Raw genomic sequence first — 12,609 nt, 5'->3', positions numbered from 1 at the left:
GGAGCCGCGCGATAAATAGTACCCATATTACATACCAACTTTAAAATATCTGTGCTTTTTTGCCGTACGGCTTCCGGCTGTACAAGTTTGGGCTTGTACTTGCTGTGTAAGCCCGGCAATAGCCGTTTTTAAGCGTTCTTCTGTGCGTTTTATAAACTCCGCCGGATAGCCCTTTTCCCAGCCCTCGTCATATAGCCGTTCTAATTCCGTTTGCTTTTTGCTGAGTTCCGCTTTAAGCACGCCCGCCATAAAACTAACCACCTTAAAAACCTTCTATTTTTACAAAGATCTTTTAAATATTCCTTATATTAATAAGGAAATACGCGTATCAATAACAGGGGGAGCAACCCACAACTAACCACATCCTAATAAATACGATGAAACTTTATAAAAAATTTGTTTTTAATCTTTTTAGGAAAAACGCCCTTATTAAACGCCTGTACGTTTCTTAGAAACTTCGGCTAATACCTATTTCCCAACGGCTCCTTTCGTAGTCATAATTAAAAACATTGGATTGGCGTTTATTGTATACGTAATTAATAGGAGGAATGATATTATATATACGCAAAAACTTACTGCTTAAAGAAACAAACACCCCATATGTGGTATCTTGGCGTTTCCACTTTTCCATACCGCCTAAACCGTTAAAAAAATAGCGGGAATCATGATAGTGAGTAAGTGAGATATTAGGCTCCATATACAGCACAAAACCCCAAGGCAATTCTCTTCCGTAGCTTAAGGAGTATAGCTGGCGGAAATAACTATCCCATTTATAATGACCGTCCTGATAAGAAAAACCTGCTGATAGCGTTAAATAACTAAAATCATCCAAATTATAAACTAACTTTCCGTAGCTGAAATAATTGTTGCTGTTATAATCTTGATAGATAGAGCAGTTCAAATTTTATCATAAAATTAATATTTTCTATTGTAAAAAACCAAAAAAATCTTATACTATTAGTAGCAGCAAAAGGAGCTTTTTATGAATACTTTTAATAAGGGTTTTACATTAATTGAACTGTTGGTAACAGTTCTTATTATTGGCGCGTTGATTTCCATCGCTCTGCCGCAGTATGATCGCGCCGTCCTGCGCAGCCGGGCCGCGGAAGTATGGACCGTGCTTCCCACAATACGCGCAGCAACCGAGGCATATTGTTTAGCAAACGGAGGCGGCTATCCCCAAGTGGAAGATCTATCCATAGACTTTCCTTCCCAGAGAAGGAATTTCGATATCAATCTGAATTCCTGCTACTCTTTTGCTTCCGGGTACGGGCAAGTAACCGCCATTTTCTATTATGATAAAAACGGAGGAAGAGTTAACCTCAGCTTAAACCAAAAAGGCACTAAATACTGCTTGGAATATGTCCCTAGGGATTCCTCTGATGATTCCGTCTGCAGGAAATTAGGCTTTGAAAACGGATATAAATCCTGCGGAAGCGGAGGAGGAGATTGTTCTTGGTCATTTACGGAATAAAGCCGTTTTAGCTAAAATAAAAGAAGGCGCCCGCAATCCGGAAGCCTTCTTTTATAGTGCCGTATTAATAAAAAGCATGAAAAAACATCCGCCCCAACAACAAAAAACACGCTTTTCCCCTTTTATCAAAGATATGCTGTTACTAAGCTTAGCTTTGCTCTTTAGCGGGGGATTAAGCGTACTAATGGGGCAGGATATTTCGGTAGATTTGCTTAATTACCATTTATACATTCCCTTTTCTTTCCTGCACCAGCGCTTCTTTTGGGACGTTATCCCCGCCGGAATACATACATTTTTTAATCCGCTGTTGGATATTCCGTATTACATTTTATTTACCGTATTGAACGGATTTCCCCGTTTGACAGCCTTTATCCAAGGGTTATGGTACGGGCTGTTTTTATTTTTAGCCTGGAAAATAACGGCCGTTGTTTTCCCTCCCTTTACGCGAGCGCAGGATAAATTAATCCGCCTGAACGCTTTTATTTTGGCAACTACCGGTATAGCCGCTTTAAGCCAAATCGGCCTTTCTTCCAACGAGCTTGCCTTAGCCGCGGCGGGTCTTTTGGCATGTTATTTGCTGTTAAAAACCCCTCAAAAAAAGAACGGGTCTTTTGTTTCGTTTTACCTGTCTTTTTTTATTCTGGGCGCGTTTTTTGGCCTGAAATACACTTTTGGCCCCAGCGCGGCAGGCTTGGGGATTATGGGGCTTTATATACTGTTTAAAAGGCAAGTATCTTGGTACCATTTGGCGGGATGTTTGGCGGCCTGCGCGGGAGGATTCTTATTAACAAACGGATTTTTTATGTGGAGGTTGTTTCACCTCTTTGGAAATCCATTTTTTCCTTTTTTTAACCAATGGTTTCAGTCCCCTTTCTTTGACCCGATAAACCTTTCCAACGGGCCGGGAACTCCCTCCTCCTGGCGGGAATGGCTGTTTTTGCCCTTTTTAAGAAGAAGCATACAAGTAGTGGAATACCAATTAGACATTCGCCTTTGTTTGGGTGTATTATCTTTTATTGTATTAACCGCCGTAATGCTATTAAGCAAACTGCGCCGTAAACAAAACCTCCTCCCGGAGGCTTCCGCCCCCCTGCTTATTTTATTTGGGATAAATTATATTTTATGGTTAAGCGCTTTTAGCGTCATGCGCTATTCCATTTTATTGGAATTTACTTCCGCTCTTTTATTTATTGTGCTCATCCAACATTTTTTAGGAAAAGCCACCGGCGGGGCGTTATGCGTCTTTTTCACCTTGTATATATTACTTACCCCGCCGCCGGACTGGGGGAGATCTGCCTTTGGGAATAAAAACTCCACTGCCGTTATCCCCGCCGTAGAAGACAATGCGTTGGTTTTATTGGGCGGGCATGTTTCTTTCCTTGCGGCGTTAGCGAACCCTAAAGCCAAATACATTGGGGGCATTTGGTTCCCGCCGGAGCAATACCCGCAGCAACTGGGATTAACGGCCAGACGATTAAACATTTTACAGCCGGATGATTACCGCTTCCATTTTGAAGACATCATTCACAAAACGATTTCCAGCCACCACGGGCCTCTTTACATTATGGGGCCGGATCACCCCGTAATTACGGATAACCGTTCTTGGGAAAAGTATCATATCCGGCTGGATGAACCGCAAAAAAGCTGTCAAAAATTTTCTTCCAATTTAGATAATATTTACGGGGGATTTATTTTATGCCCGGCACAAAAAACACCCCAGAAATAAGCATCGTTTTCCCTTGCCGCAACGAGCAAGCTTCTCTGGCCGAATGCCTAGAGCAAGCCCGGCAAGCCTTTCAGCAACAAGATATACAGCCGGAAATAATTGTGGTGGACAACGCCTCTACTGACGACAGCCCAAAAATAGCCAAAACCCATGGGGCAAAACTCATCTCTTGCAGCCGGGTGGGTTATGGGGCCGCTTTGCATTGCGGCATTTTGTCCGCCCGCGGGAAATGGGTGGCTTTTTGTGATGCGGACGGTTCCTACCCGGCCCGTTATTTCCCGGATATGCTGAAAGCCGCCAAAGAGGCAAACGCGGACTTGCTGTTAGCCAACCGCCTGCATGGGAAAATACTCCCAAAAGCAATGCCCTTTTTAAACCGCTACGCGGGGACGCCTTTTCTTTCTTACTTAATACGCGTATTTTTTAAAATACCCGTTTATGACTGCAACAGCGGCATGCGTATTATCAACCGGGCACGGTATGTAGATTTGCCGTTGCGAACCGCCGGCATGGAATATGCCAGCGAAATGCTCTGCCTAGCCGCTCTGCATCATTGGAAATACAAAGAGTGGATTCTTCCCGCCTTTCTGCCGGACACCCGCGGCGGGCGCCCCCCGCATTTGCGCAGATGGAAAGACGGTTACCAACATTTAAAAACTATTTTGGGGATTTTCTTTAGAAAAGTCTTCTTGAAAAAAAGCTTCCTGCCGTAAGGCGCTCCATTTTTTATTCAAGCGTTTTACATAAGCCGGGGAAATAGCCTCCAGCTCTTTCAATATCCAGGCGGGATTGGCATCCACATTAAAAAACGGAATAACCACGTCCGCCCCGGCAGCCAAGGCTTTATTCATTTGCTCGGAAACAGACACAAAAGCATCTTGGTCCGCCGCTTCCATATTCAAAGCGTCTGGGATAATAAGCCCGTTAAAATTTAACTCTTCACGCACAAACCGGTAAAATGCCGGGGAATAGGTGGATACATGTTGCACGTCAATAGCCGGGTATAAAACATGGGCCGTCATTAAAAAAGGCCAGCGGGAAGCGTTTTGAAAAGGAGGCAAGAAAATTTCCCTTATTTCTTGTACGGAGTAGAGTGCTTCTTGCTTTACTAAATGCGGATCTTTATTTAAACCGCTGGCCCCCACCGCATGTTTATAGCACGGGATAACCCCCCCTTGCGCCAAGCCCGCCGCATAAGCATCCGCCAGGCGTTTTACTATTTGAGGAGAAGAAGAATAATACCGGCTGCGAAATAAATAATCCTCTCCTTCCGGCAACACCTCGGCATTAGGCCCAAATACCACATCCACCGTTAATTCTTTTAGTTTTTTCCCTACGCTTAGCCCATATTGGTACGCTTCTTGCGCGGCGGATTCTTCGTCTTTAGCGGCCAGCTTTCCAAAATAAGCGGGAGAAGGAGCCTTTTCCTGCGGGAAAAATTGTTTTAAACGGTTTACGCTTCCGCCTTCCTGGTCAATAAAAAATAAAAAATCATTTCGGCCCAGCGCCTCCGCCAATTCCAAACGCAATATACGGGGATCTAAATTTTCACGTTTAGGTATTCCCAATAAAAACCCAAACGGGTTGGCCTGCTTGTAAAAATATGTATCCTGCGGCGTAAACGGATAATGATTAATCAGCAAAATAACCGGGCGGACCGGCACCTTGGGCTTGGGCCAGCAGGCAATAACCCCCCATACCGCGACGGCCGCCAACAATAATTTACTTGCGGACCACAGCGTTAAGGGTTTATTAAGCCAATTTTTTAAAACGTCCTTTGCCACAAAATACCTCTTATTAAAGCGCTTTTATATACTATACACAATTTTAACCGCTCTCTAAAATTTTGACGCAACGGCACTAATCCAAAATCAGGCATACAAAAATCCGCTCTGTTTCTTATAATAAACGAAGGAGGATTTTATGAAAAAAATAATTGCTTGTTTGTTGGCTTTTGCTTTAACCGCCTGGCAATCCATGCCCGCTTGGGCGTGTACCGGTATTGCCTTTAGCGCTAAAGACGGTTCCCGCCTGCAAGCCCGCACAATAGAGTGGGGCGGATTTTCTTTAGACAGTAAACTGGTGATCATGCCGCGCGGGCAGGAAAATACTTCTTTCACCCCGAAGGGGCAAAACGGCCTTTCTTGGAAAAACAAATACGGGGCCGTGGGTATCAGCACGGTAAAAGACGCTTTTATAGGGGAAGGGGTAAACGAAAAGGGTTTAGGAGCCGGGATTTTCTATTTCTCCGGCTACGGCAGCTTGGCGCCGTTTAACGCCAAAAAAGCCAAGAAATCCGTGGCGGACGTGGAACTGGTGCGCTGGATGCTGACCAACTTTGCCACGGTGGACGAAGTAATCGCCGGGCTGAAAAAGATAGAAATTATAGGCATCTATCCGCCCCAACCGGGCCAAAAAGCCGCTTCCACCGGCCACTGGCGCATTGCGGACGCTTCCGGCCGCAGCATTGTGCTGGAAATTGAAAACAACGGCCAGCGCCATATTTATGAAAACACCGTGGGCGTGTTTACCAACTCTCCCTCGTTTCCGTGGCAGGTAACTCATTTAAACAATTACGTAAACCTGCACCCGGGCGCGGTAAAACCCAATAAACTGGGGCAGACAGAACTGGCCGCTTTCGGTGCGGGAGCCGGCATGTGGGGCCTGCCGGGGGACATTACGCCGCCTTCACGCTTTGTACGGGCGTTTTTCTACCTGCACACGGCGCCCGTGCCCGCCACGGCGCAAGAAGGGGTATTGCAGGCTTTTCACATCTTAAATAATTTTGATATCCCGATAGGCGTGGAATTTTCCTCCGGGGAAGAAATACCCAATCTCCCCAGCGCCACCCAATGGACGAGCGTAACCAATTTAACGCAGCCCGCTTTCTATTACCGCACAATGAACAACAGCCAAATCCGCCAGGTGGATTTGACCAAAATAGACTTTGCGGGCATAAAAGCGCAAGTGCTGCCGCTGGACAAAGAACCTGAACAAATACATTTGGTAAATCTGGAATAAAAACTTTTACACACAAAACCCCCGGTATTAAAACCGGGGGTTTAATTAATTAAAAAAGCCATCCGAATCTGCACCTAAAGATTTGCAAACACGTTGTTCTTTTTCATTGGCGGCAGTACATAATTTTCTACCCCTTTTATTTACGTCTGTATGGTTATCATAATACAACGTAATAGCCGGGCTAGTGCTATTACTCCAACATTCCCCCCAACTGGTATTACGCGTACAATAGCGGTACGTAACAGATCCTCCCGACATATCCCCCACCGCATCATCTTGTATATACAAATCATTGGCGCAACGTAATTGATTGCGCCGGCTACCGGAAGAACAATTTGGGAAATCTAAATCTTGCAATTCTTGCAAACTCATCACATAATTACCATTAGCCAACCTGTAAATTTCCTGGGCATCTTTCACCGCTTTTGCCAACGGCAGTGCTGCCGCTAAACGGCTTTTTACCACAGCCGTTTGATATTGGGGCAAAGCAACCGACGCTAAAATACCTATTATTAACACCACCACCAACAGTTCTATAAGCGTAAATCCAAACTTTTTGTTCATGGGCCGTACCCCTCCTAGCTCGTAGTACAAAACCCACTATATCAAAAAAAAAAAACAATGCAAGATCTATTTAAATTAAAATTTTAAAAGCAAAAAAATCCCGCGCGTTGCAAACAACGCGCGGGAAAATAACACAAGTTTCAGCCTTTATAAATGCGCTATGACCGCCTGGGCAAATTGCTGCGTGGTGGCGCTTCCGCCCAAATCAAACGTAAGCGTTTTGCCTTCTTTTAATACGTTTAGCAAGGCGGTTTCTATACGCTGCGCGCAATCGGCCTCGCCCAAATGGCGCAGCATCAAGCACGCGCTTAACAACAGGGCGGTGGGGTTGGCTTTATTCTGCCCCGCCAAGGCCGGGCTGCTGCCGTGCACCGCTTCAAATACGGCGGCTTTTACGCCGATGTTTGCGCCGGGGGCTACGCCTAACCCGCCCGTAAGCCCGGCGGCTAGGTCAGACACAATATCCCCGTACAAATTAGGCAATACCAGTACATCGTAAGTTTCCGGGTTAATCACCAGCTGCATGCACAGGTTATCCACCAATACTTCATCATAGGCAATTTGCGGGTATTCCTGCGCCACGGCGCGGACCGCTTCCAAAAACAGCCCGTCAGAAAATTTGCAAATATTGGCTTTGCTGACTGCCGTTACTTTGCGGCGGTGGTTTTTTACGGCATAGTCAAAAGCGTAACGCGCGATGCGTTCGGACGCGCCGCGCGTCATGCGCTTAATGGATTCCGCCGTATCGTCGTCCACCTTGCGTTCTATGCCGGCGTAAAGGTCTTCGGTATTTTCCCGCACGATGACTAGGTCCACCTTATCATAGCGGCTTTTCACGCCGGGCAATGTTTTAGCCGGGCGCACGCAGGCATATAAATCCAACGCTTTGCGAAGCGCCACATTCACACTGCGAAAGCCTTTGCCAATGGGCGTGGTAATAGGGCCTTTTAACGCCACCGCGTTTTTGGCAATACTATCCAGCACGCGCTGGGGGAGCACTTCCCCTTCCGCCTCCAGCACGGCGGCGCCGGCGCTTTGCTCTTCCCACTCTATGGGCGCGCCCGCCGCCTGCAAAATGGAAGTAACCGCGCGGGTAATTTCCGGCCCGATGCCATCCCCCGGGATTAAGGTTACCAAATGTTTTTTTGTCATACCAAATCAAACCCGCCGTGTTTCTTAATATGCGCCATCAGGCCGCCTTCGTTTAAAATTTTAATCATTACGTCCGGCAGCGGGGCGACGGGAATATCCATTTTTTGCGTCAGGTTATGCACTACGCCGGCTTTTACGTCCACATCCAATTCGTCCCCGGCGTTGATTTTATCCGTATCGCACTCTACCAATAGCAACCCGATATTAATGGCGTTGCGAAAGAAAATACGCGCAAAACTCTTAGCCAACACAGCGTTTACGCCCGCCAGTTTGATAATGGTGGGGGCGTGCTCGCGCGAAGAGCCCAGCCCAAAATTTTTGCCGGCTACCACAAAATCCCCTTTTTGCATGGAGGAGGCAAACGCCGGGTCCGCGTCTTCCAAAACGTGTTTGGCCATTTCCGGCAGATTGCTGCGCAAATGAAACAAGCGGCCGGGAGCGATGTGGTCCGTGCTGATATCGTCGCCAAATTTCCAAGCTTTTCCTTTTAATTGCATATTAAATCTCCCTCGGGTCTGTAATGTGCCCGGTCAACGCGCTGGCTGCCGCCGTGGCGGGGCTGCACAGGTAAATAAACCCTTTGGTGTTGCCCATACGGCCCTGAAAGTTGCGGTTTTGGGTAGAAAGGCAGGCTTCCCCATCGCCCAAAATACCGCCGTGCACGCCCACGCAGGGGCCGCAGCCCGGGGTTTGCACGCTGGCGCCGCTTTCCACAAAAGTTTCAATCAAGCCTTCTTTTAAGGCTTGCAGCATTACATCGCGCGAAGCGGGTGTAATAAACAAACGTACGCCGTCAGCCACTTTTTTGCCTTTTAAAATACCCGCGGCCGCGCGCAAATCTTCTATACGCCCGTTGGTGCAGGTGCCAATATAAATTTGGTTGATTTTAACGTCAGCCAATTCTTTGGCTTTTTTCACATTGTCCACCGTGTGCGGGCAGGAAACCACCGGCTCCAGCTTAGACGCGTCTATTTTAATGACGCGTTCGTATTCGGCGCCATCGTCCGCTTTTACTTCTTTAAATTTATCGCCGCGGCCGTGTTCCTGCAAATACTTTTTGGTTTTTTCGTCCGTGGCAATCAGCCCGGCCTTAGCGCCGGCTTCCACCGCCATGTTGGAAAGGGTAAAACGGTCCGCCATTTCCATGTTTTCAATGGTGTCTCCGCAAAATTCCAACGCTTTATAGGTGGCGCCGTCCGCCCCGATAAGGCCGATTAAATGCAAAATTAAGTCTTTGGCTCCCACGCCGGGCTGGAATTTGCCCGTTACTTCCACCTTAAACGTGGAGGGTACTTTCAGCCAGGTTTTGCCAATAGCCATGCCTACGGCTACGTCCGTGGAACCCATGCCCGTGGCAAACGCGCCCAGCGCGCCGGAAGTGCAGGTGTGGGAATCCGCCCCGATTAAAATTTCCCCGGGGTTTACGTATTTTTCCACCAGCAACTGGTGGCATACGCCTTCGCCAATCTCGCTAAGGACGGCACCTGTGCGTTTGGCAAAATCCCGCAAAACCACATGGGTGTTGGAAAGTTCTTTGCGGGGGCTGGGGGCGGCGTGGTCAATAAATAAAATGGTGCGGGAAGGATTTTTGACGGTGCTAAAACCGGCTTTTTCCAATTCGGCCACCGTAAGGGGGCCGGTGCCGTCCTGCACGGCGGTAACGTCTACATCCGCCACCACAAAATCACCCGCGCGCACCGGCGCGGGAGCATGGGCGGAAATGATTTTTTCGGCTAACGTCTGTTTAAGCATTTTTTTCTTCTCCCAAATAATGCGGGGTAATGGTCATTACTTTGGCGGCAATGTCCGGGTGATGATAGATAAAGCGCAGTTCGCTTTCCACCAGCGGCAGCTGGTTGTGCACGTTGGCGTAGCGCACCAGTTCCAAAATTTCGCGGGCGTGGGCATCGTTCTTAAATTCCAGCTCCAGCTTTTCGTACACGTTGCGAAAGCCTTTAATGCCGCCATACTCCCCGGTGGTAATTACGCGGCCGGTTTCTATCACTTCCGGTTCCCCGCGGCCAAGTTCTTCAAAATCATACAGTTCATAATTGCGGCGGTCTTTTAAAGCGCCGTCCGCGTGAATGCCGGACTCGTGCGCAAACGCGTTGGCGCCCACCGCCGGCTGATTGATGGGTATCGGTACGCCAAACGCGTAAGAGGCGTACTTAGCCAACTGCCAGGCTTTGTTTAAACGGATATTGGGGTTTAATTTATAATCCCCCATGCCGCTGCCATGCACAATGGCCAACAGGCAGGAAACCAAATCCGCATTGCCGGCGCGTTCCCCCAAGCCGTTTACGGTGGTGTTAATGAAGGCTTCCACCCCGCCGTCCACCGCGCCTTTGGCGCCCATGACGGAGTTGGCCACCGCCATACCCAAATCATTATGACAATGCAATTCTATGCCAATGCCGGAAGCCTCGGCAATTTTGCGTATGCGGGTATAGATAACGTCCGGCGTGTCATAGCCCAGCGTATCGCAATAGCGAAAGCGAGAAGCGCCGGCTTCTTTGGCGGCGCAGGCGAACTCAACCAAAAAATCCAGGTCCGTGCGGGAAGCGTCCTCCGCGTTTACCCCCACGCCTAAAGCGCCTTTGGCTTTAGCCGCTTTTACCGCATGTACGGCTTTATTTAAAATGGCCTTGCGGTCAAAACGGCCGCCAAATTTACCCGCCAGCATTTGGTCTGACGTGGACATAGATAAATTGCAATACTGCAAGCCGGGTACGTTTTTATAAGCCAGGTCCACATCCTCTTCCACCGCGCGCAGCCAGCCGCTTAAACGGGTTTTGGTGATAATACCTTGTTTTACCAGTTCCAAATTGGCGTTTAAATAATTGGTTTCGTGGCTGGTGGTGGGAAAACCAAATTCAGAAAAAGCGACCCCCAGCTCATTAAGGTAACAATTCAACATGGTTTTTTGAAATTTAGACAGGCCTAAGCGGGAGGTTTGCACCCCGTCCCGGTTGGTCACGTCTACAATCCAAATAGTATGCTTCATATTGGGCCCTCCAAAATCTTTTTATATTCGTAGATTTTAGCATATTTGTACACGCTGTCCGGCTAAAATTATTAAAATCCATAAATAAAAATCCCGCCGAAAACAGCGGGGAAAATAAAAACTTTACTTGGGTTTATTGCGGTGATACTTTTGGAATAATTCCTGAAATTTCTCACGGTATGGGCCGGGAATTGTTTTATAGTAATTGGATACACTATATAGCGAAGAAGAGGAAGGAGGATATTTACCGTAACGGGATATATAATCCAACAATCTGGCATAAAGGCCTTTTTCAGGCAAAGACTCCTGTTGCTGCTGCAAACGCCGCACAAGAAGGTTGGCACCCGGAAAATCCGGGTTATCCTGCAGGGTTCTGAGCTTGGAGTATAAGGCAGACCCTTCTTGCGGCCATTGGCGGGTTTGAAGCAAATAAGTTTTTAATTCTTCCAAAACATTTAATACCCGCGCGTGGGTTTCGCCTCCCGCCATTATGCCCTTTGCCAAATTGGAAGCATAGTGGTCATATAACGCCAACCCCGCCTGGTACTTTTCTGCCGCGGAAACATTTTCCCCAAGCGCCTGTTCGGCTTCGCGCCGGGCGCCGGCGGACACATACGGGCTGTACAATACTTTTATTGTTTTCCAGGAAATAAAAGCTTCGCCTTCGGCAAAAGCCTTAAAAGATTGCCCAAAACCAGATCTCACGCCTTCCTTTTTTCTCTTTACGCTAAGTTGCGCCAAACGAGAGGAAAGCGTTTTTTCCATCTGGTCAATACGCTGGGATATTTCTTGCTGTTGCCAAGGAAAAAGTTTATCATAATGTTGTTTATAAACCTCCAGCGGCTGCTGGGGGCCTCCATATACGGACCCCATTACCCGCCGGACGGCCTCCCGGCGGACGGTTTCTTCCGGCGCGGGAAGGAGCATTTGCTCCGGATGCAAATCATTCCATTTATATATTTGGGAAAGGACCGTTAAATTTTTATCATGCTGCGCAGTTGAAATGCGCTGATAAAGGAAAGCTTTATCATTACGGGCCAGAATATTCCTGGCGTTTGAAAAATCCAGCTTGGAAAGGGACCATAAAATATTACGGTACTCGTTTTGTGTAAGCAGGTTTTCCTGTACAGCGCCGTTTAAGAAAGCAACCGCTTGTTGAAGGTCCGCCCCGTCATATAAATCAAATTTCAGAAATTGTTGGTTTAAATCCCTGCGGGAAGAGATGTCTTTGGTAGGAGAACTTTCCGACAAAGCGAGTTCTTCCCCCGTCAGCCAGCCATGCACCAAAGACTGGGCCTGCGCGTACCGGCCGGAACGGAAAAGAGCGTCCAACTCATCACGCTGGGGGCTGGCGGGAAAACGTTTTAACAACAAAAAAGAAACCCGCTGTAAATCTTTGCAGGAACGAAATCCTCTTAATTTAGCAAACCGCTTTTCCAATTCCAAAAGGTCTTTTTCGGCGGCTTTTACACCGCTAGAGGCCAGTTTCTTGCTAACCGCACCAATTACCGGCTTCTGAGCAAAAACAGCCGGGCATACAACCAGCAATAACAAAATAAAGCAAGATAGTTTCTTCATTATTTTTAAGATATCAAAACCCCAATACTCCCAGCCAGGGCCTTAAGACCTAACTCCCGTGTTTTTTAGACCTATGTTCTGGCAAGGCCC

Annotated in this window: 13 protein-coding genes; 4 read left to right on the top strand and 9 right to left on the bottom strand. The window is 47.7% G+C overall.

The window, feature by feature from the left end; all coding sequences use genetic code 11:
• Positions 1-27 precede the first annotated feature (27 nt).
• A complete protein-coding gene (locus ACQY33_RS03180; protein ID WP_428073867.1) occupies positions 28-249 on the bottom strand; it encodes a hypothetical protein in 222 nt (73 codons plus the stop codon).
• A gap of 199 nt (positions 250-448) precedes the next feature.
• On the bottom strand, positions 449-901 hold the full coding sequence (locus ACQY33_RS03175; RefSeq protein ID WP_428073865.1) for a surface lipoprotein assembly modifier: 453 nt from the start codon (positions 899-901) through the stop codon (positions 449-451).
• A gap of 81 nt (positions 902-982) precedes the next feature.
• Here ACQY33_RS03175 and ACQY33_RS03170 point away from each other — a divergent pair, with 81 nt between their 5' ends.
• From ACQY33_RS03170 to ACQY33_RS03160, 3 genes are all read left to right on the top strand, one after another.
• Positions 983-1,474 carry a type IV pilin protein gene (locus ACQY33_RS03170; protein ID WP_428073863.1) on the top strand — a complete coding sequence of 164 codons (492 nt, stop codon included), beginning with the start codon at positions 983-985 and terminating at the stop codon, positions 1,472-1,474.
• Positions 1,475-1,550: 76 nt separating this feature from the next.
• Complete coding sequence (locus tag ACQY33_RS03165) at positions 1,551-3,200, top strand: hypothetical protein (RefSeq protein ID WP_428073861.1); 1,650 nt, start codon at positions 1,551-1,553, stop codon at positions 3,198-3,200.
• Positions 3,170-3,913 carry a glycosyltransferase family 2 protein gene (locus ACQY33_RS03160; RefSeq protein WP_428073859.1) on the top strand — a complete coding sequence of 248 codons (744 nt, stop codon included), beginning with the start codon at positions 3,170-3,172 and terminating at the stop codon, positions 3,911-3,913. The genes ACQY33_RS03165 and ACQY33_RS03160 overlap by 31 nt, the downstream gene beginning before the upstream one ends.
• On the opposite strand, the gene ACQY33_RS03155 is transcribed toward ACQY33_RS03160, so the two are convergent.
• Positions 3,851-4,984: a glycoside hydrolase family 3 N-terminal domain-containing protein gene (locus tag ACQY33_RS03155; RefSeq protein ID WP_428073857.1), complete on the bottom strand. Its 1,134-nt coding sequence runs from the start codon at positions 4,982-4,984 to the stop codon at positions 3,851-3,853. The genes ACQY33_RS03160 and ACQY33_RS03155 overlap by 63 nt on opposite strands.
• Positions 4,985-5,123: 139 nt before the next feature.
• Between ACQY33_RS03155 and ACQY33_RS03150 the strand changes: the two genes are divergently transcribed.
• Positions 5,124-6,221, top strand: a complete 1,098-nt coding sequence (locus tag ACQY33_RS03150; RefSeq protein WP_428073855.1) for a linear amide C-N hydrolase — start codon at positions 5,124-5,126, stop codon at positions 6,219-6,221.
• Between the two features lie 45 nt (positions 6,222-6,266).
• Here the strand turns inward: ACQY33_RS03150 and ACQY33_RS03145 are convergent, their stop codons facing one another.
• The 6 genes from ACQY33_RS03145 to ACQY33_RS03120 form a co-directional block, all read right to left on the bottom strand.
• Positions 6,267-6,785, bottom strand: a complete 519-nt coding sequence (locus ACQY33_RS03145) for a type IV pilin protein (RefSeq protein ID WP_428073853.1) — start codon at positions 6,783-6,785, stop codon at positions 6,267-6,269.
• A 147-nt stretch (positions 6,786-6,932) separates the two neighbouring features.
• A complete protein-coding gene (locus tag ACQY33_RS03140) occupies positions 6,933-7,937 on the bottom strand; it encodes an isocitrate/isopropylmalate dehydrogenase family protein (protein ID WP_428073851.1) in 1,005 nt (334 codons plus the stop codon).
• Positions 7,934-8,434, bottom strand: coding sequence for a 3-isopropylmalate dehydratase small subunit (locus ACQY33_RS03135; RefSeq protein ID WP_428073849.1), 501 nt, complete (start codon positions 8,432-8,434; stop codon positions 7,934-7,936). Before ACQY33_RS03135 ends, ACQY33_RS03140 begins: the two co-directional genes overlap by 4 nt.
• Position 8,435: 1 nt before the next feature.
• Positions 8,436-9,689 (bottom strand): 3-isopropylmalate dehydratase large subunit, encoded by a 1,254-nt coding sequence (locus ACQY33_RS03130; protein ID WP_428073847.1) that lies wholly within the window; start codon positions 9,687-9,689, stop codon positions 8,436-8,438.
• Positions 9,682-10,941: a homocitrate synthase/isopropylmalate synthase family protein gene (locus tag ACQY33_RS03125; RefSeq protein WP_428073845.1), complete on the bottom strand. Its 1,260-nt coding sequence runs from the start codon at positions 10,939-10,941 to the stop codon at positions 9,682-9,684. Before ACQY33_RS03125 ends, ACQY33_RS03130 begins: the two co-directional genes overlap by 8 nt.
• Before the next feature lie 123 nt (positions 10,942-11,064).
• Entirely contained in the window at positions 11,065-12,519 is a 1,455-nt protein-coding gene (locus ACQY33_RS03120; protein WP_428073843.1) for a hypothetical protein, read from the bottom strand.
• Positions 12,520-12,609 lie beyond the last annotated feature (90 nt).

The sequence above is a fragment of the Candidatus Avelusimicrobium aviculae genome, from assembly GCF_949292495.1.
Classification (GTDB): domain Bacteria; phylum Elusimicrobiota; class Elusimicrobia; order Elusimicrobiales; family Elusimicrobiaceae; genus Avelusimicrobium; species Avelusimicrobium aviculae.
The sequence above is the reverse complement of the archived record's forward strand: the minus strand, read 5'-3'. Positions and strand labels throughout refer to the sequence as shown.

Coding starts and splice junctions, on each gene's coding strand:
- ACQY33_RS03180 (WP_428073867.1), bottom strand. CDS start 249: ATGGCGGGCGTGCTTAAAGCGGAACTCAGCAAAAAGCAAACGGAATTA.
- ACQY33_RS03170 (WP_428073863.1), top strand. CDS start 983: ATGAATACTTTTAATAAGGGTTTTACATTAATTGAACTGTTGGTAACA.
- ACQY33_RS03165 (WP_428073861.1), top strand. CDS start 1,551: ATGAAAAAACATCCGCCCCAACAACAAAAAACACGCTTTTCCCCTTTT.
- ACQY33_RS03160 (WP_428073859.1), top strand. CDS start 3,170: ATGCCCGGCACAAAAAACACCCCAGAAATAAGCATCGTTTTCCCTTGC.
- ACQY33_RS03150 (WP_428073855.1), top strand. CDS start 5,124: ATGAAAAAAATAATTGCTTGTTTGTTGGCTTTTGCTTTAACCGCCTGG.
- ACQY33_RS03145 (WP_428073853.1), bottom strand. CDS start 6,785: ATGAACAAAAAGTTTGGATTTACGCTTATAGAACTGTTGGTGGTGGTG.
- ACQY33_RS03140 (WP_428073851.1), bottom strand. CDS start 7,937: ATGACAAAAAAACATTTGGTAACCTTAATCCCGGGGGATGGCATCGGG.
- ACQY33_RS03135 (WP_428073849.1), bottom strand. CDS start 8,434: ATGCAATTAAAAGGAAAAGCTTGGAAATTTGGCGACGATATCAGCACG.
- ACQY33_RS03130 (WP_428073847.1), bottom strand. CDS start 9,689: ATGCTTAAACAGACGTTAGCCGAAAAAATCATTTCCGCCCATGCTCCC.
- ACQY33_RS03125 (WP_428073845.1), bottom strand. CDS start 10,941: ATGAAGCATACTATTTGGATTGTAGACGTGACCAACCGGGACGGGGTG.
- ACQY33_RS03120 (WP_428073843.1), bottom strand. CDS start 12,519: ATGAAGAAACTATCTTGCTTTATTTTGTTATTGCTGGTTGTATGCCCG.